Consider the following 17,546-nt stretch of genomic DNA (forward strand, 5'->3'; position numbering starts at 1 on the left):
CCCGTCGCCCACCGACGGGCGCACCACCGTCGAGAGGAACGCGATGACCGCACTGCTGCTGTCAGGGCTCGGCCCGGCCTTCATGAACGAGGGGGTGCTGCGCGGCACGCTGTTCGACCCGGACAGCGTGGACCGCCTCCGCACCGACTACTACCCCCACCTGACCCTGGCCGACCTGGGCTTCGAGCGCGAGGGTCGTCGGCACCCGTTGCTGCGCCCGGCGCGCGGGCGGGGGTCCAGCTCGCTGCGCATCGACGGGCTCGACGGGATCACCGCCGCGCCGGTGCCGCACCTGACCACGACCACGCTGGAGTCCATTCTCGATGCCGCCGACACGGACTACGAGGCGTTCGACCTGTCCGGGGTCTGGCAGGGTGACCGGGAGCCGGTCACCCCGTCGGCCCAGGTGCACGTGGTGCTCCTCTCCACCACCTTCGTCTGGGACCACCGCTCGATGTCCCGGGCGATCCGGTGGGCCGTGGACCGCTTCCCCGGGGTGCCGATCGTGCTGGGCGGTCAGTACAGCAACCTGAAGTATCTGAAGATCATGGCGGCCCACCCGGAGGTCACCTGCGTGGTGCGCGGCGACGCGGAGGAGGCGTTGCCGCTGCTGCTGCGGGCCGTCGCGGGCGGCGGTGACTGGCGCGACGTGCCGAACCTGGTGGTACGCACCGACGACGGTCGCATCGCGCACACCGACTTCCGGTACGTGGACATCGAGGCGCACCCCTCCCCCACCATGCGGGGGCGCCGCCCGATCGTGCCGTACGAGTCGATGCGCGGGTGCCCGTTCAGCTGCAAGTTCTGCTCGTTCCCGGCCGCCTCGCCCAAGTGGCGGTACAAGTCGGCGAAGAAGATCGCCACCGACTGGGCCGGGTACGCCGAGGTCAACGGGGCCCGACACATCAGGGCTTCCGACTCGACCTTCACGGTGCCGCCGACCCGTCTGCGGGAACTGTTCGACCTGCTGCCGGAGGTGGGCATCGGCTGGGAGGCGTTCGCCCGGGCCAACGCCATCCGGGACGCGGAGACGGTCGACCGGCTGCTCGCCGCGCACTGCCGGTGGCTGTCCATCGGCTTCGAGTCGATGAGCGACCGGACGCTGACGCTGATGAAGAAGCAGGTGACCGCCGCCGCCAACCGCCGCGCCTTCCAGTTGCTGTCCCGCAGCGACCTGGGCTACCGGTGCTCGTTCATCCTCGGTTATCCCGGGGAGACGCCCGACGACTTCGGCGAGACGTCCACCTTCCTGCGGGACGAGTACGCCGGCCACTTCACCCTGAGCATCTTCTCGCTCCAGGACGAGACGATGCCGGTCTGGGAGGACGCCGAGCAGCTCGGTATCGAGGTCGACGACCCGGAGGCACCGGACTACTCCTGGCGGCACCACGGCATGGACATCCACCAGGCGCGGCGGCTGTGGCGGCAGACGCTGGAGGAGGTGCGGTGGGGCAGCGACACCGCCGTGCACCTGCTCTGGCAGAAGGACTACGAGACACCGCTGATCCCCTGGCGTGACGCCCGGACGAACTTCCGGCTGGAGAAGCTGGTGGAGCGTCTGGCCATGCTGCCCACGACCGAGCCGGACCCGCGCCGGGCCCGACCGAGGATCGTGGGGATCCTCGACGAGCTGGCGCGGGAGGGGGTGTCGGTGCAGCCGGCTCCGGCCGGGTGAGCCGGTCGCGGTGCCTGTGCACCGCGACCGGTCAGATCGCGTACCCGAGGGACCGGAGCTGGGCGCGGATGTCGACGGTGGCGGGTACCGGCTCCGGGGTGGTCCGGGCCAGCGTGTAGGCGTCCAGCAGCGCCCGGAGGTCGCCGTCGTCGGCGGTGGGATCGACGTGTGGCACCAGGTCGTCGTCGAACCGCTCGACCCAGGCGGTCTCCACCTCGTCGATGCCGGCGAAGGACTTGCGGTATCTGCGGGGGACCCGGACGAGGCGGTGCCGGCCCTGGTAGGCGGCCTGCCCGACCAGGACGTGACGCAGTGGGCCCTGCGCCTCGCCGGCCCGCTGGCGTTCCTGGAAGGCGATGAACTCCCCGAGGTCGGAGGTGTACGCCTCGGCGAGGGCCTCCGCGTCGGGAGGTGGGCCACCGCTGCCCCGGGCCGCGTCGGCCAGGCTACGACCGTCCAGGGCGTCGTCCGCCGCCGGCCGCAGACCGGCGAGGTCGAGCACGGTGGGCACGATGTCGACGGTGCGGATCCGGTCCCTGTGCAGGCCGGCGGCGACACCGTCGCCGACCAGGACGACGGGTACCCGCAGCACCGCCTCGGCCATCGAGTTGAAGTGGCCGTTGGTGTGCTCGTCGAACTCCTCGCCGTGGTCGCTGAAGACGACCAGCAGCATGCGCCGACCGGTGGCGGCGACCCGGCGGGTGAGCCGGTCGAGGAAGGGCTCCAGCCGGGTGGTCAGGAAGTGCGCGACGCCGTCCAGGTAGAGCTGCATCAGCAGGTCGTACGCGCCGGTCTCGTAGAGGTGGCCGGCGGCCCGCTTGTAGCGGAACAGCAGTTCGGCGTCCTCCGGGTCGCGGTGGCTCTCCACGAGCCGGTCGACGAACGCCGGCTTCTCCGTGGGCAGCATGGCCTCCAGTTCGTCGACCTTGTCGCGGAATGCCTGGCCGCCGAAGCGGAGGTTGTGGAAGCCGTACGGGGTGTGCACGCCACCGAAGTGGGCCAGTGCCACACAGCCCTCGGAGGCGGCGACGGCGTCGACGAAGGCGTCGTCGTCCTCGTCGAGGTAGACGTCGACGTCCCCGGTGAAGCCGAGTTCGGGGCCGAGGATGATCGGGAAGTCGACCTTCATGATGGTCTGTCTGCCGGCCCGCTTGCCGTGGGTGAAGATCGACGGTGCCCGCAGCCGGCCGTTGTAGAACTCGTGCAGGCCGTTGTGCAGGGGGTAGCGCCCGGTGAGCAGCGCGCCGTGTGCGGCGGCCGTGTAGGGGGCGGCGGTGATCGTGTTCGGGAAGAAGGCACCCCGGCCGACGAGGTCGTCGAGGACGGCGGTGGGTGGTGCCGCCAGATCCGGGAAGCGCCGACGCCAGAGGTTCAACGGGTTGGCGGCGATCGCGTCGCCGCGCAGGGTGTCGATTGAGACGAAGACGATGTGGTCGTACGGCTGCTCGCCCACGGTGCTCCGATCCTTGGTCCGGCGTGCCGGGACTGGTCGACGGCATCGATCGATTCCACTATTATCATGCCGATGATCTCGATCTACAACGGTCGGCGACACCGGCGTCGAGGACGTTGATGCGCGTCCTGGTGACCGGAGCGGCCGGCTTCATCGGCAGCCATCTGGTGGAGCGGCTGCTCGCGCGCGGCGACGAGGTGCGCGGCGTCGACTGCCTCACCTCCGGCTATCCGCCCGCGACGAAACTGGCCAACCTGGCCACGGTCCGCCACCACCCCCGTTTCGAGCTGGTGACCGTCGACCTCGCCAGCACGCCGACCGCCCCGCTGCTGGACGGGGTGGAGGTGGTCTTCCACCTGGCCGGTCAGCCCGGGGTGCGTACCTCCTGGGGCAGCGGGTTCGGCGACTACGTGACGCACAACGTGCTCGTCACGCAGCGGGTGCTGGAGGCCGCCGCCGCGACCGATCCGGCCCCCCGGGTCGTGATGGCCTCCAGTTCCTCGGTGTACGGCGAGGGGCACCGGTGGCCGACGCCGGAGGACGCCCCGGCACGCCCGGTCAGCCCGTACGGCGTCACCAAGCTGGCCGCGGAACACCTGTGCCGGGTCTACGCCGACCTGCGCCGGGTGCCCACCGTGGTGCTGCGGTACTTCACCGTCTACGGGCCCCGGCAGCGGCCGGACATGGCGCTGCACCGGATGTTCGACGCCCTGGCCACCGGCCGGGAGTTCCCGGTCTACGGCAGCGGTGGGCAGGTGCGCGACTTCACCTACGTCGACGACGTGGTGGCCGCGACGATGGCCGCCGGGACGCGTCCGGTGCCGCCCGGCTACGTGTTGAACGTGGCCGGCGGGTCGGCACGTTCCCTGACCGACCTGATCGGGCTCGTCGAGGAGGTGACCGGCCGCCCCGTACGGGTGCGCGACGGCGGGGCGCCCCCGGGCGACGTGTCCCGCACCGGCGGGTGCATCGACCGGGCGCGGGAGCTGTTGGGCTGGACGCCCCGGGTCGGGCTGCGCGACGGGGTCCGGGCCCAGGCGGAATGGCACCTGCGTGCTGACTGAGCCGGCCGGGGTCGTCGCCGACCTGCACGGGCACTCCCGACTGTCGGACGGCTGGAACCGTCCCGCCGAGCTGGTGACCGTGCAGGCCCGCGCCGGTGTGGAGCTGGTGTCGTTGACCGACCACGACACGCTGGCCGGCACCGCCGCCGCGGCGGCCCGGGCCGCCGAGCTCGGTCTGTCCTACGTGGTCGGTGTGGAGATCACGGCGGCTCCGGTCCGGCACGACAACCACCTGCTGGCGCACGGCGTACGCGCCGACGACCCCGACCTGGCCGCGTTGCTGGCGACCAACCGGCGGATCTGGCGACGGGACGCGCTGGCCGCCCGGGCGGCGCTGCGCGAGGCCGGGGTGACGGTGCCGGAGAGCGCCGCGTACGACGACAGCGACGCCCTCGTCATGCCGCACAGTGTGGCGCGGGACGTGATCCGGACCGGTCGGGCGACCCACCCGCAGGTATGGCAGATCATCGACGCGGCGTTGGCCCGACAGCCCCCCGAGGCGTACGCGGGGATGCCGGAGCCGGCGGAGATCGCCGAGGTGGTGCACCACGCGGGCGGGCTGCTGGTGTGGGCGCACCCGGGGCGCTCCCGCAGCCCGGAGCGGATGCGGGCGGTGCTGCCGCTGCTCGACGCGATCGAGGTGCACACCCCTCGGCACGACAGCCACGCCACCGCCGAGTGGGCCGCGCTCTGCGCCGAGACCGGCATTCCGGCCTGCACCGGGCGGGATCACCACGGCTATCCGAGGTACCAGCCGCCGCCGGTGCCGGTGGACCCGCGCTACCTGGAGCGGCTGGCGGACCGGATCGTCCGGCCGGAGGATCCGGTCCGGTCGCCGCGCTCAGCCGCTGGTGGCAGCGGGCGAGCCGACCAGGGTGGAGCGGCGTAGCTTGCCGGTGTCGGTGTGCGGGATCGCCTCCCGGAACTCGTAGGTCAGCGGCATCTTCGCGGTGGAGAGCAGTAGCTGGCAGTGCCGCCGCAGGTCCGCCTTCGCCGGTGGCGCGTCGGCGACCGCCGGGACCACCACCGCGTGGACGGCCTGCCCGAGTACGGCGTGCGGGCGGGCGGCGACGGCCACGTCCGCGACGCCGGGGTGTTGACGCAGCACCTCCTCCACCTCGGCCGGATAGACCTTCACCCCGCCGACGTTGATCATTTCGGCGCGCCGACCGACGATGTGCAGGTAGCCCTCCTCGTCGAGGAAGCCGGCGTCGCCGAGGCTCATGAAGCCGTCCCGCTCCGGCAGCGCCGGCCCGTCGCCGAGGTAGCTGGGCTGCCGGGTGAAGCGGGAGCGCAGGAACACCTCCCCCACCTCGCCCGCCGCCGCGACGCCACCGTCCTCGCGGTACACCCGCACCTCGCAGTCCACCGGTCGCCCGACGCTGCCCGGGTGCCGCAACCACTCGTCGCCCCGGATCCACAACGCGCCGATGCGCTCCTGGCTGGAGTAGCCCTCGTAGAGGGTCTCCGGCGGGAACACCTCCATCCAGGCGCGCTTGAGCTCCGGCGGGGCACCCGCCGAACTCTGGTGCACGGTGGTCACCGAGGAGACGTCGACCTCGCGCAGTGCCGGCACGGCCAGCAGCCGGCGCATCAGGCTGGGCACGATGATGAAGTAGTTGACCCGGTGCCGTTCGATCAGCTCGGGGATGCGGGCCGGCACCACCTGCGGCACCAGCACCACGGTGTGGCCGAGCGCCAGGCCGTGGTAGAGCTTCGTGAACCCCGCGTGGTGCAGCGGGATCATGGCGAGCTGGACCTGCCCGACGTCCAGGCCCACCGCCCGGTCGCCGGCCGACGGGAAGTCGTCGGCCGGGTACACCCAGTCGGGGCGGCGCAGGATGATCCGGGGGCGTCCGGTGCTGCCGCCGGTGGCGTGCGCGGAGCGCGGGGTGCCGGCGGGGAACGCCGCGGGGTCGACCTGCGGTGCCGTCCACAGCTCGGCCGCCGGCACGGTGGTCACCGCGTCGTGCGGAGCGGTGTCCACCACGACGGCGGGGTGGGCCGTGTCGAGCAGCACGGCGAACTCCCGTTCGGTCGACTCGGGATCCAGGGGCAGCACGGTGGCGCTCAGCTTCCAGGCGGCCAGGGTGGCCACCACGTGGTCCAGACCCATCGGCAGGCGCACTGCGACGAGCACGCCCGGGCCCACTCCGGCGGCTGCCAGTCGACCGGCCGCCGCGTCACTGGTGCGGTCCAGTTCGCCCCAGGTCAGCGCGGCGGTCCCGACGGCGTCCGGCACGATGACCGCCGTTCGCTCGGGATGCCGGGCGGCCAACTCCCTGATCCGGTCGCCGATGCGGATCGTCGGGGCCGTCGTTGACAGCTTCTCGGAATGGATCATAAGGTCAATCATATCGAGAACTGTCTTTCGCGAAGACCTCCGAGCCCGGTCCGGGCCGAACCGTCCACGGCCCTGCTGCCGGTCCGCCTCGATGTCAGGGAGTCCTGAATGCGGGTGCAGGAAGCGATCGCGGCCTCGGTCCACCGGCTCGGCGTACGGCATGTCTTCGGTCTGATGGGCCGGGGCAACATGGGATTCCTGCTCGACATGGTGCACCGACACGGGATCGGCTACATCGGGGCGCGGCACGAGACGAACGCGGTCACCATGGCCGACGCGTACGCGCGCAGCACGGGTCGGCTCGGGGTCGCGACGGTCAGTGTCGGTCCCGCGTTCAGCAACGCGCTCACCGGCATCCTGGAGAGCGCGCGCGGCCAGACACCACTGTTGCTGTTCGCCGGGGACACCGCCACGACGCACGGCGACTACGGCCAGTTCCTGGACCAGGCGCCGCTGCTCGACGCGGTCGGGGTCGCCCACCGCCGCCTCGACGAGCCGCACCGGGTCGGCCCGGAGATCGCCGAGGCGGCCCGGCGTGCCGTGCACGATCGTCGGCCGGTGGTGTTGACGGTGCCGCTGGACGTGCAACGCAAGCCGGTCGAGGCGTTGGTCGAGCCGGTCGGGCCGCCCGAACCGGCACCGCATCCGCTTCCGGACGCCGCCGCTCTGGACACCGCCGTGGAGGCGATCCGGCGGAGCCGTCGACCGGTGCTGGTGGCGGGTCGTGGCGCACTCGCACCCCCGGCCCGGGCGGCGCTGATCGAGCTGGCCGAGCGGGCCGGTGCGGTGCTCGGCACGACCCTGCACGCCGACGGGCTGTTCGCCGGTGAGCCGTGGAACGTGGGGCTGCTCGGCGCGCACTGCACCGCGTACGCCGCCGATCTGATGGCGACGGCGGACCTGATCCTGGCGTTCGGCACCGGCCTGGACCGGTACACCACCCGGGGCGGGCACCTCTTCCCGCAGGTGCGGGAGATCGTGCACTGCGAGCTTGATCCCCGGCGTGCCGCGTCGGCCCCGGTCACCGTCCGGTTGACCGGGGACACCACGGCAACCGCCCGGTCCCTCGCCGCCGAACTGCGGCGCGGCGGGCATCGGGCCACCGGCTTCCGCACCGGGCCGTGGGATCCGCCGCCGCCGTCCCCGGCGTCCGCGACCGGCACACCGGCACCCGGCTTCGTCGACCTCACCGATTTGCTGTCCACACTGGACGCGTGGCTGCCGGCACACCGGTCGGTGGTGCAGGAGAGCAGCCACGCGGCCGGGAACGCGGTGGGTCACCTGCGGGTCGCCGCACCCCGGGCACGGGTCAGCACGTTCGACTTCGAGTCGATCGGGTTGGGCCTGGCGACCGCCGTCGGCACCGCCGTGGGCCGCCCCGACGCCCCGACGGTCGCCGCCGTCGGTGACGGAGGCGCGCTGATGGCCCTCGGCGAGCTGGAGACGGCGGTCCGCCACCGGTTGCCGATCCTGCTGCTGGTGCTCAACGACAGCGCCTACGGCGCGGAGGCGCGGGAACTGGAGATGCGCGGCCTGCCCATCACCGACGCGTTGTTCCCGACCACCGACTTCGCCGCCGTCGGCCGGGCGCTGGGGGCGGCCGGGACGGTGGTCCGGGACGTCTCCGACCTGGTGGCGATCCGCGACTGGATCGCCCGCCCGGAGGGGCCGTACGTCCTGGACTGCCGGCTCGACCCGACCCTGGTCTCCGGTTGGTTCCAGCTCGCCATCGCCTCGCCCGAGGGCTACCTGCGCCGGCCACGGTGGCAGCCATGCTGAGACGCCGGCCGGCAGCGGTCGGGCAGGAGGGACGACACTCGTGATCGTCATCATCGGAGCCGGCCCGGCCGGTCTGTCGGCGGCCTACCATCTCGGCGACGAGGAGTACACCGTCCTGGAGTCGGAGGCGGAGCCAGGTGGCCTCTGCCGCTCCTTCGACCTGGGGGGCGCCACCTTCGACCTCGGTGGGCACGCCTTCTTCACCAAGCACGACGACGTCCGGGAGCTGGTCGAGCAGCTCTGCGAGCCGGGCGTGTACGCGCAGCCCCGCGAGGCGTGGGTGCACAGTCACGACACCTTCGTCCGGTACCCCTTCCAGAGTCATCTGCACGGTCTGCCCTCGGAGGTGGTGGAGGAGTGCCTGGTCGGCCTCTACGAGGCCGCCCGCCGGCAGCCGCTCGCCGCGCCACCGGCGAACCTGCGGGAGTGGATCGAGCTGACCTTCGGGCCCGGCATCGCGGCCCGTTTCCTGCTGCCCTACAACGAGAAGCTGTGGGCCTTCCCGCTGACCGAGATCGCGCCGGGCTGGACCAGCAACCGGGTGGTCACCCCGGACGTGGCGGCGATCGTCGGTGGGGCGTTACGGCCCGACCGTTTCTCCGACTTCCCGAACGCCGTCGTGCGGTATCCGGCCACCGGTGGCTTCGCCAACCTCTACCAGGGCTTTCTGCGTACGGTCGGCGACCGGATCCGGCGGCACGACGTCGTGGAGGTCCGTCCCGGTGAGTCGACGGTGCGGGTCGAGGGTGGCGCCACGATCGACTACGACCATCTCGTCTCCACCATGCCGCTGGACGAGTTGGTGCGACGCACCGACGGTCTCGACGACTGCTGCCGGGACGCCGCCGCCGAGCTGCGGCACAACAGTCTCCATCTGGTGAACCTGGTCTTCGACCGGCCGGCCATGACCGAGATGCAGCGGGTCTACTGCGCCGATCCCGACATCCCGTTCCACAAGCTGGTGCTGAACTCGAACTCCAATCCCGAGTTGCGCGCGCGCCCGTGCTTCGGCATCCAGGCCGAGGTGAGCTTCTCCGCGCACAAGCGGGTCGACCCGGAGGGCCTGCCGGATCGGGTGTTGGCGGCGCTGCGCCGCATCGGGATCGCCGGGGCCGACGACCGGGTGAGCGCCGCGAGTGTGGTCACCGTGCCTCGGGCGTACCCGGTGCAGACGCCGGGGACCGTCGAGGCGCGCGGGCATCTGCTGGAGGAGTTCCGGCGGCGGCGGATCCACTGTGCCGGCCGGTTCGGTGAGTGGCTCTATATCAACTCGGACGACGCGGTGCTGCGCGGCCGGGTCCGGGCCGAGGAGATCCTGGCGGACCGGGCCGGTGGCTCAGTCGACTGACTCCGCCGGGGGCAGTCCCAGCACGGTGGTCATCCACGGCAGCGCGACCTGGAGTTGACGGAGCTGGAACTCGCGGACCAGCGGCAGCTTCGGCAGGAACGGCAGACCGGCCCGGCTGGCGAAGAAGCCGGTGACCAGGGTGACCACCCTCGGGTCGGGATCGGTGAGCAGATCGGCCGGCTGCGGTCCGCCTTCCAGGGTGAGGCTGGGCAGCCAGAACGCGAGGTCGAACTGCGGATTGCCGAGGGCGGCGTGATTCCAGTCGAACAGCACCGGCTGGGTGCCACGGAAGCAGAGGTTGTCACTGCGGACGTCGAGGTGGGTGACCGAGTCGCCGTCCATGCCGGCGAAGTCCGCGGCGTCGAGAATGGTGGGCAGGCACTTGTCCAGCCACTGCGGGGAACAGACCCGCAACGCCAGGAACTGTGCCGGGTCGCGGGCGATCTCGGGCCAGCCGCCCTGGCCGTACTGCGTCTGTGAGGCGGGGATCAGGCCGTCGATGGCGGGGCGCGCCGCCAGGTCGCGCAGCGTGTCCCGGACCGCCCGGAGCTGCTCGGGAGACCAGGGCGGCGGCCAGGTCGAGGCGGAGAGATCCTCCAGCACGAGCACGGGCAGCTCACCGTCGTCGTGCCAGCCGAGCAACTCCGGCATGAACGGCGCGTGCAACTGCTGGTAGACGGCGTGCTCGCGGCGCAACCAGATCGCTCCGGGCTCGTCGTCGGCGTGTTTGACGAAGACGGTGCGGCCGTCGTCGAGCCGGGCGAGCCACCGCCGGTTGTTCGAATATCCACGCCGGACGCGGACCGCGTCCACCACCCGCTGCCCGGTCGCGTGGGCGATCCGTTCCGCCTCGTCGATCGCGATCACCGCGTCCGCCTGCATCGAGTCACGATAACAGAGGGCGTGATCAACCAATTCACGCCGGTCACCCATCACCGGGAACGACGATCAATGGGTATTGCCCGCTCGACGGCCACCCCATATCGTCTGGCAATGCTGACTCGACCGGGCGGATCCGCTGTCACGACGGATGTTCACGGCCGGGTCGACGCGCGGTGATCAGGGCGGAGGGGCTCTCCAAGACGTTCCGGCGGTACGAACGTGAGCCGGGCGTGCTGGGTAGCCTCCGGACCCTGTTCAGCCGGCGTCACACCACGGTGACCGCGGTGGACGAGGTCTCCTTCGAGGTGGCGGCCGGCTCCCGGGTGGCGTACCTCGGGGCGAACGGTGCCGGCAAGTCCACCACGGTCAAGCTGCTGACCGGCGTGACGACCCCGACCAGCGGGCGGTGCACGGTCGACGGGATCGAGCCGTACCGCGAGCGGGTCCGCAACAGCGGAAACATCGGTGTCGTGTTCGGTCATCGCAGCCAACTGTGGTGGGACCTGTCGGTGCCGGACTCGTTCCGGATCCTCAAGCACATCTACGACATCGACGAGGCCGTCTACCGGCGCAACCTGTCGCTGTTCCGGGACGTGCTCGACATCGACGCGCTGGGCACCACCCCGATCCGGGAACTCAGCCTCGGGCAGCGGATGCGCGCGGAGATCGCGGCCAGTCTGCTGCACACCCCCGCCGTGGTCTTCTGGGACGAACCCACGATCGGCCTGGACCTGGTGCTCAAGGAGGCCGTCCGGGACCTGGCCAACCAGATCAACCGGGACCACGGCACGACGATCTTCCTCACCAGCCACGACATCAGTGACATCTCCGCCATCTGCGACCAGGTACTGGTGGTCGACCAGGGCCGGATCGTGCACCAGGGCACGCTCGCGGCGCTGCTGCGGACGGCCCGCCATCGGGCGGTGCACTTCGACCACCGGGGAGACGAGTCGCCGGGACAGGTGGCGGCCCGGATCGAGGAGGCGCTGACCGGCACCAGCGTCTCCGTCGACGACCAGCGGCGGGTGACGATCAGCTTTCCCGTCGACCGGCTCACCGCCCGGGAGGTACTCACCTGGGTGCTGCACCGCTTCGACGTGACCGATTGTTTCGCGCCGGAGCCGGACCTGCAGACGGTGCTGCGGGAGATCTACGGTGGTCGCCAGCCGGCGCGGAGCACGGCTGAATGACGGTCGGCGTCCCCTCCCTGCGTCTGCGCCGCTACCTGCCGTTCGCGGTGAGCGGCCTGCAGGCGACCCTGCAGTACCGTGCGAGCTTCTTCGTCAGCCTCGCCACCACGGCGACCAGCACCGCCGTGGTGGTCTTCCTGTGGCGTGCGGTCTACGCGTCCAGCCCCGACACGGGCCCCGGCGGCTTCGGGATCGAGGGCATCACCACCTATCTGATCGCCGCCCAGGTGCTCGGTGTGCTGCACGCCAACCAGGTCGACAGCGAGATCGGGCAGGACATCCTGCGCGGTGACATCGCCGTCGCGCTGATCCGTCCGGTCAGCTACCCGGTGATGCGGATCTTCACCGCCCTGCCGGTGCTGATCACGAATCTGCTGATGGTGGGCCTGCCCACGTTGTTGATCTTTGCGGTGCTCTTCCCCCTACAGTCCCCGGCCCCGGTGGACCTGCTGCTGTTCCTGGCCGCGGTGCCGTCCTCGGTGGTCATCGCGTTCAGCCTCAACATGCTGGTCGGGCTCTGCGGCATCGTCACCACCAACATCTGGGGCATCCGCATCGTCAAGGAGAGCGTCGTGGTGTTCTTCGCCGGTCAGCTCGTACCACTCGACCTGATGCCGGCACCGCTGGCCGCCGCCGCCTCGGTCCTGCCCTTCCAGTCCATGGTGTACGCGCCGGTCCGTCTGCTGACCGGCCGGTACGACGGCGCGTCCGACGCGGCGCTCGTCCTGGCCGGGCAGGTGGGTTGGGCGGTGCTGCTCGCCGGCGCGTGCGCGGTGCTGTGGCGGGTGTTCGTCCGACGCGTACAGGTCCTCGGCGGATGACCCGCCCCGGTCGTACGCCGCTGCGCTACGCGCGGCTGACCTGGTTCCTCGGCGGGGTCAGCCTCCGGCGACTCGTGGCGTACCGCACCGACTTCCTGCTCGGTGGCGTCGGTTTCCTGCTCCGGGTCGGCGTCCAGGTCCTGCTGATCGGCAGCATCTTCCAGTTGGTGCCCACGGTCGGCGGCTGGTCCCTGGACAAGGTGTTGTTCCTGCTCGGCTTCGCGCTGCTGCCCCGCGGGCTGGACCGGCTCTTCACCGACTACCTGTGGGTGGTCGCGTGGCAGTTGATCCGCAGCGGTGACTTCTACCGGCACCTGATCCGTCCGGTGAACCCGCTGTTCAGCGTCCTGTCGGAGCGGTTCTTCTGGCCCGACGCGCTCGGCGAGCTGCTGGTCGGGTTCGCGCTGCTCGGGTACGCGGGCCGGCGACTGGGGCTGGACGTGGACGCCGAGATGGTCCTGGTCGGTGCCGGTCTGGTCCTCTGCGGCACGCTGATCTACACCGGGATCAAGCTCATCTTCGCCTCGATCGCCTTCTGGACGATCACCAGCCAACCCGCGATGCACGCCGCCAACCAGCTCTCCGAGTTCGCGGCGTTCCCGCTGGAGATCTACCCGGGCGTGCTGCGGTCCGTGCTGACGTGGGTGCTGCCGTTCGCGTTCACCGCGTACATCCCGGTGGAGTTCCTGCTCGGCGGCGACGGCCGGTTGGTCTGGCTCACCCCGCTGGTGGCGGCGGGCGCGCTGTGCGTCGGCTACGGCACCTGGAGCATGGGCATCCGCCGGTACGAGATGACCGGTAGCTGAGAGGAGAGGCATCGGTATGAGAAGACAGCTGCCGCTCGGTGAGCCGCTGGCGCGGGGCTACCAGTTCTATGCGTTCCCGTTGGCGATCCTGGCCACCGAGGCACGGGCCCGAGACTGGATCCTGAGCAACTACATCCACGTCGCCTTCGACCCGAAGGCACCGGACTCGCCGGTGCCGTTCGGCTTCTATCTCTACGACCACGCGATCAGTCCGTGGCTGGAGGTGGTCCGGACCAGCCGCGAGTGGGTCGCGTGCGTCGGCGCGGACATCGTCGCGCTCTGCCGCGACTCCATCGGCGCCGGCTACTACCCCTATCTCAACCTGGACGAGCACCACCTGCCGGGCCGGGCGCCCTACCAGCAGTGGCACCAGACCCACGACGTGCTGCTCAGCGGCGTCGACGACGACGAGGGCACCTTCACCGTCTACGGCTACACGGCGAACGGGTCGCTGCGGACCACCACCGTCGGGCAGGACGACGTCGCCCGCGCGTACGCGAGCCTGGACGAGGTGGAGAACGACTGCTTCCAGGTCTACTTCTACCGGTTGCGACCGGACGCCAGCTACCGGATGCGGTTGCACGTGGTGGGCGGCGCGTTCGAGGAGTACCTGTCCGGTGCCAATCCGAGCCGCCGGGTCGACATGCTCCAGGAGGAGTGGGAGCGGGCCTACGGCGTCGACTCCTACGTGCCGCTGCGCGGGTACCTGCGCGACTACCTCAACGGCGACGCCGCGTACGACATCCGGTACCTGCACGTGCTCTGGGAGCACAAGCGGCTGATGACGGAGCGGTTCCTCCGCCTGGCCGAACTCGCCCCGGCACTGGCACCGCTGGTGGACGACTGCCGTGCGATGCAGACCGACGCGGTGGCGTTGCGCAACGGGATGTTGTGGCACGAGCAGAAGGGACGGTCCTCCCGGTTCGTCGAGGAGGCCATGCCGCGCCTGGAGCGCGTCTTCGACACCGAGGTGCGGGTGCTGCGGCAGGCCGTGGAGGAGATCCGGCGTCATCCGACGCAGGAGCCGGCCACGGATCACCGGCCTGTCCATCAGGGCACGCCCACGGACGCGGGACGGGGTGGCGGGACGTGAGTGTGGACGCGGAGTGCGCGGTGCTCCTGCGGATGCCGACCCTGCGCCCGGACGACCACCTCCAGTTGCGGATCGTCGGCACCGGCACGCAGGACTTCCGGTACGACCAGCGCACCGGCGAGTGGACCGCCACGCTCGATCCGGCGGCGCATCCCGACGGTGTCGAGGTCGTCGTCGTCCTCGACGGCGACCCCCAGCTCGACGGGCCGCTGCACCTGAGCACCGCCGAACTGGCCGCCCCGGCCTGCCGCATCGACGGGCGGGTCCACTTCGCGCGGCACCAGGACGTCCTCGTCGGCGAGTCGCACGTCGCCCGGCACTTCTTCCCCGGCGATCCGGAGTCCACGCGGCGCTACGACGTCATCGTCGTCGGCTCCGGTGCCGGTGGCGGCACCCTGGCGTACCAGCTCGCCGAGACGCCGTGGCGGGGCGGTCGGCCACCGCGCGTCCTGCTGCTGGAGGCCGGTAGCTACCTGTTCGGGACGCACACCGGCAACCTGGCCCGCTACCAACCGGTCGGTCCCGACGTGTACCCCAACATCTTTCACCACTGGGGTGCGTTCGGGCGTCGGCGCTGGCGGGCCGCCGACGCCGAGAGCGCCAAGGCACGCATCGCGCAGGGCCTCAACCTCGGCGGCCGGACCCTGTTCTGGGGAGCCTCGGCACCCCGGATGCACCGGTGGGAGTTCCGCGACTGGCCGGAGACGGTCCGCGACGAGTTGTACGACGTCTGGTACGACCGCGCGGAGCAGCTGACCCGTGTCACTCCCCTGGTCCCGTCGTCGTACCAGACGATGGTCAAGGCGAAGCTGCGGGAGTTGCCCGCGTTGGCCGAGTTCCGGCACTTCGATCCCCCGATGGCGATCGAGTACTGCGGTCCGGTCCCCGGCGCGGTGCCGGCGGGTATCTGGTCGGCTGCCGAACTGCTGCTCAGCCGCGCGATGCAGGACGGCCGCTTCGGCAACCTGCGGGTCCACCTGAACCACGAGGTGGTCGGTGTCGAGCGGGCGGCGGGCGAGGTCACCGGGGTGGTGACGTACGACCACCTGGCCGGCCGGGACCGCACCTACCGACTGGCCGACGACGGCGTGGTGGTGCTGGCCGCCGGCACCGTCGGCACTGCCGCCGTCGCGCAGTCGTCCGGCCTCGCCGAGGACATCCCGCTGGTCGGACGCGGCATCACCGACCATCCCATCCACGTGGTGAAGTTCTGGATGCGGCAGGGCGGGGACTGGTACAGCCGGTTCGACTCCAGCAAGACCGTCTCCCGGCACCTCACCGACGCCGCCGACACCGACCCCGCCCACCCGTACAGCGTCACGCTGGACCTCGGCGCCAACCTGAACCAGTTCCGCTTCGTCAACGCGTTGGAGTTCACCGGCGCGAACCTGGCCACCGTCGACGGGAAGATGCCGGGCGAACTCGTGTTCATGGTCGAGGCGCCGCTGGTCGAGCAGAACGCCGTCACCCTGACCGAGACCCGGCCGGTGGGCGGGAAGCCCGCCGCGCTGCCCACCATCCGCATCCATCCCAGCCCGCGCGCCCACCAGGTCCAGGACGCCCTCGACACGATCACCGCCGATGTGGTGTCCGCCTTCGGAGGCGAGGTGTACGAGCAGCTCTGGGCTCCGCTCGGCGGGGTGTCGCACGAGGTCGGCACCATGCGGATGGGTCGCGACACGCCGGGCCGGGAGCGGCCGGGGGTGGTCGACGAGGACCTGCGCGTCGCCGGCCACCGCAACCTCTATGTCTGCGACCTGTCCGTCTTCCCGAACTCACCGGCGGCCAACCCGACGCTGACGTTGGCGGCGCTGGCCATGCGCCTCGCCGCCCACCTCAGCACCGGACGACTCACCGCCCCCGGGGCGTGTTGATCACCTGGCGTAGTCCGTGCAGGAGTCGGTCGACGTGCTCGGCGGTCGTGCCGATGCCGATGCTGGCCCGGATCGCGTACCCGTCGGTGGGGCGGCCGAGCCGCGTGGCCGCGTCGGCCAACAGCTTCCGGCTGAGCGGGTGGGCGCAGAACAAGCCGTCTCGTACGCCGATGCCGTGCTCGGCGGAGAGCCGGTGGGTGATGTCGGCTGCCCGCCGGTCGGCGACGGTGAAGCTGACGATGCCGACCCGGTCGTGGTCGGCGTCGAACGTGCGCAGTTCCGCCACCTGCGGCAGGGCGCCGAGGCCGTCGCGCAGTCGGGCCAGCAGCTCCTGCTCGTGGTGAGCGAGTACGTCCGGTGCGGCGGCGGAGATGGTGGCACAGGCGGCGGCGAGTGCCACCGCTCCCAGCAGGTTCGGCGTGCCGGCCTCGTGTCGGGCCGGGCCGGTCTGCCACTGCACCTCGGCGGGTTCGTCACCGACGTGCCTGGTGGCTCCACCGCCGGACAGGTACGGGTCGGCGGCGTCGAGCCAGTCGGCGCGGCCGGCCAGGACGCCCGCACCGAAGGGCGCGTACAGCTTGTGCCCGGAGAGCGCCAGGTAGTCGATACCGGCGGAGGCCATGGAGACCGGGCGGTGCGGGGCCAGTTGGGCGGCGTCGACGGCGATCCGCGCGCCGTGCCGATGGGCGATCTCCGCGATCTCGGCCGTCGGCCAGACCTCGCCGGTGACGTTGGAGGCGCCGGTCACCGCCACCAGCACCGGCCCCGCGTCGCCCAGGTCGGCCAGCGCCCGGGTCAGCCCGGAGGTCACCTCGGGCAGGTCGGCGGGCACCGGCAGGCGGTGCACGTTCGGCCAGGCGAGGAGGTTCGCGTGGTGTTCGCCGGCCCAGGTCACCACGGTGGTGTGCGGGGGCAGGGCCCGGGCGAGCAGGTTCATCGCGTCGGTGGTGTTCCGGGTGAAGATCACGTGGTCGTCCGGCCGGACGTCGAGGAAGTCCGCGACGGTCTCACGGGACTGCTCGTACGCCAGCGTGCACCGGCGCGACGCGAGGCCGGCGCCCCGGTGCACGCTGGCGTACCAGGGCAGCAGCTCGGTGACCGCGTCGGCGACCGGGACGAGGCAGGGTGCGGTGGCGGCGTAGTCGAGGTTGGCGTACGCGACGGTGGTGCCGTCGGAGAGACGGACCGAAAGGTCGACGCCGAGCACGGCAGGAGCG

At 71.5% G+C, this 17,546-nt stretch carries 14 protein-coding genes; 10 read left to right on the forward strand and 4 right to left on the reverse strand.

From position 1 onward, the window contains the following. Positions 1–43: 43 nt before the first annotated feature. Complete coding sequence (locus HUT12_RS13410; RefSeq protein WP_176093583.1) at positions 44–1,675, forward strand: radical SAM protein; 1,632 nt, start codon at positions 44–46, stop codon at positions 1,673–1,675. 31 nt (positions 1,676–1,706) lie between these two features. Here HUT12_RS13410 and HUT12_RS13415 read toward each other — a convergent pair whose 3' ends face one another. Then, positions 1,707–3,128 (reverse strand): sulfatase-like hydrolase/transferase, encoded by a 1,422-nt coding sequence (locus HUT12_RS13415; RefSeq protein WP_176093584.1) that lies wholly within the window; start codon positions 3,126–3,128, stop codon positions 1,707–1,709. Positions 3,129–3,247: 119 nt separating this feature from the next. Between HUT12_RS13415 and HUT12_RS13420 the strand changes: the two genes are divergently transcribed. Further along, positions 3,248–4,192, forward strand: a complete 945-nt coding sequence (locus HUT12_RS13420; protein ID WP_176093585.1) for an NAD(P)-dependent oxidoreductase — start codon at positions 3,248–3,250, stop codon at positions 4,190–4,192. Next, positions 4,182–5,081: a PHP domain-containing protein gene (locus HUT12_RS13425; RefSeq protein ID WP_176093586.1), complete on the forward strand. Its 900-nt coding sequence runs from the start codon at positions 4,182–4,184 to the stop codon at positions 5,079–5,081. The genes HUT12_RS13420 and HUT12_RS13425 overlap by 11 nt, the downstream gene beginning before the upstream one ends. Here HUT12_RS13425 and HUT12_RS13430 read toward each other — a convergent pair. Further along, the gene (locus HUT12_RS13430) at positions 5,034–6,536 is read right to left on the reverse strand and encodes a class I adenylate-forming enzyme family protein (RefSeq protein WP_176093587.1); all 1,503 of its coding nucleotides are present in this window, start codon (positions 6,534–6,536) and stop codon (positions 5,034–5,036) included. The genes HUT12_RS13425 and HUT12_RS13430 overlap by 48 nt on opposite strands. 108 nt (positions 6,537–6,644) lie before the next feature. Between HUT12_RS13430 and HUT12_RS13435 the strand changes: the two genes are divergently transcribed. Both HUT12_RS13435 and HUT12_RS13440 read left to right on the forward strand, forming a co-directional pair. Then, complete coding sequence (locus HUT12_RS13435; protein WP_176093588.1) at positions 6,645–8,315, forward strand: thiamine pyrophosphate-binding protein; 1,671 nt, start codon at positions 6,645–6,647, stop codon at positions 8,313–8,315. Between the two features lie 40 nt (positions 8,316–8,355). Next, positions 8,356–9,663: an NAD(P)/FAD-dependent oxidoreductase gene (locus HUT12_RS13440; RefSeq protein ID WP_176093589.1), complete on the forward strand. Its 1,308-nt coding sequence runs from the start codon at positions 8,356–8,358 to the stop codon at positions 9,661–9,663. Here the strand turns inward: HUT12_RS13440 and HUT12_RS13445 are convergent. Beyond that, positions 9,652–10,545 (reverse strand): aminoglycoside phosphotransferase family protein, encoded by an 894-nt coding sequence (locus tag HUT12_RS13445; protein WP_254876812.1) that lies wholly within the window; start codon positions 10,543–10,545, stop codon positions 9,652–9,654. The genes HUT12_RS13440 and HUT12_RS13445 overlap by 12 nt on opposite strands. Positions 10,546–10,718: 173 nt before the next feature. Between HUT12_RS13445 and HUT12_RS13450 the strand changes: the two genes are divergently transcribed. The 5 genes from HUT12_RS13450 to HUT12_RS13470 are packed head-to-tail and all read left to right on the forward strand — an operon-like array spanning position 10,719 to position 16,329. Further along, entirely contained in the window at positions 10,719–11,735 is a 1,017-nt protein-coding gene (locus HUT12_RS13450) for an ATP-binding cassette domain-containing protein (RefSeq protein ID WP_131050885.1), read from the forward strand. Next, positions 11,732–12,556, forward strand: coding sequence for an ABC-2 family transporter protein (locus HUT12_RS13455; protein WP_176093590.1), 825 nt, complete (start codon positions 11,732–11,734; stop codon positions 12,554–12,556). Before HUT12_RS13450 ends, HUT12_RS13455 begins: the two co-directional genes overlap by 4 nt. Next, positions 12,553–13,362 (forward strand): ABC transporter permease, encoded by an 810-nt coding sequence (locus HUT12_RS13460; protein ID WP_176093591.1) that lies wholly within the window; start codon positions 12,553–12,555, stop codon positions 13,360–13,362. The genes HUT12_RS13455 and HUT12_RS13460 overlap by 4 nt, the downstream gene beginning before the upstream one ends. A gap of 16 nt (positions 13,363–13,378) precedes the next feature. Continuing rightward, positions 13,379–14,455 (forward strand): hypothetical protein, encoded by a 1,077-nt coding sequence (locus HUT12_RS13465; RefSeq protein WP_176093592.1) that lies wholly within the window; start codon positions 13,379–13,381, stop codon positions 14,453–14,455. Next, a complete protein-coding gene (locus HUT12_RS13470) occupies positions 14,452–16,329 on the forward strand; it encodes a GMC oxidoreductase (protein WP_176093593.1) in 1,878 nt (625 codons plus the stop codon). The genes HUT12_RS13465 and HUT12_RS13470 overlap by 4 nt, the downstream gene beginning before the upstream one ends. On the opposite strand, the gene HUT12_RS13475 is transcribed toward HUT12_RS13470, so the two are convergent. Continuing rightward, complete coding sequence (locus tag HUT12_RS13475; RefSeq protein WP_254877050.1) at positions 16,307–17,536, reverse strand: aminotransferase class V-fold PLP-dependent enzyme; 1,230 nt, start codon at positions 17,534–17,536, stop codon at positions 16,307–16,309. The genes HUT12_RS13470 and HUT12_RS13475 overlap by 23 nt on opposite strands. Positions 17,537–17,546: the final 10 nt, after the last annotated feature.

It is taken from the genome of Verrucosispora sp. NA02020 (assembly GCF_013364215.1).
GTDB lineage: Bacteria > Actinomycetota > Actinomycetes > Mycobacteriales > Micromonosporaceae > Micromonospora.

Bases quoted from the DNA above. Each gene is read 5' to 3' on its own strand.
- HUT12_RS13410 (WP_176093583.1), top strand. From the start codon at position 44: ATGACCGCACTGCTGCTGTCAGGGCTCGGCCCGGCCTTCATGAACGAG.
- HUT12_RS13465 (WP_176093592.1), top strand. From the start codon at position 13,379: ATGAGAAGACAGCTGCCGCTCGGTGAGCCGCTGGCGCGGGGCTACCAG.
- HUT12_RS13435 (WP_176093588.1), top strand. From the start codon at position 6,645: ATGCGGGTGCAGGAAGCGATCGCGGCCTCGGTCCACCGGCTCGGCGTA.
- HUT12_RS13430 (WP_176093587.1), bottom strand. From the start codon at position 6,536: ATGATCCATTCCGAGAAGCTGTCAACGACGGCCCCGACGATCCGCATC.
- HUT12_RS13460 (WP_176093591.1), top strand. From the start codon at position 12,553: ATGACCCGCCCCGGTCGTACGCCGCTGCGCTACGCGCGGCTGACCTGG.
- HUT12_RS13420 (WP_176093585.1), top strand. From the start codon at position 3,248: ATGCGCGTCCTGGTGACCGGAGCGGCCGGCTTCATCGGCAGCCATCTG.
- HUT12_RS13455 (WP_176093590.1), top strand. From the start codon at position 11,732: ATGACGGTCGGCGTCCCCTCCCTGCGTCTGCGCCGCTACCTGCCGTTC.
- HUT12_RS13445 (WP_254876812.1), bottom strand. From the start codon at position 10,545: ATGCAGGCGGACGCGGTGATCGCGATCGACGAGGCGGAACGGATCGCC.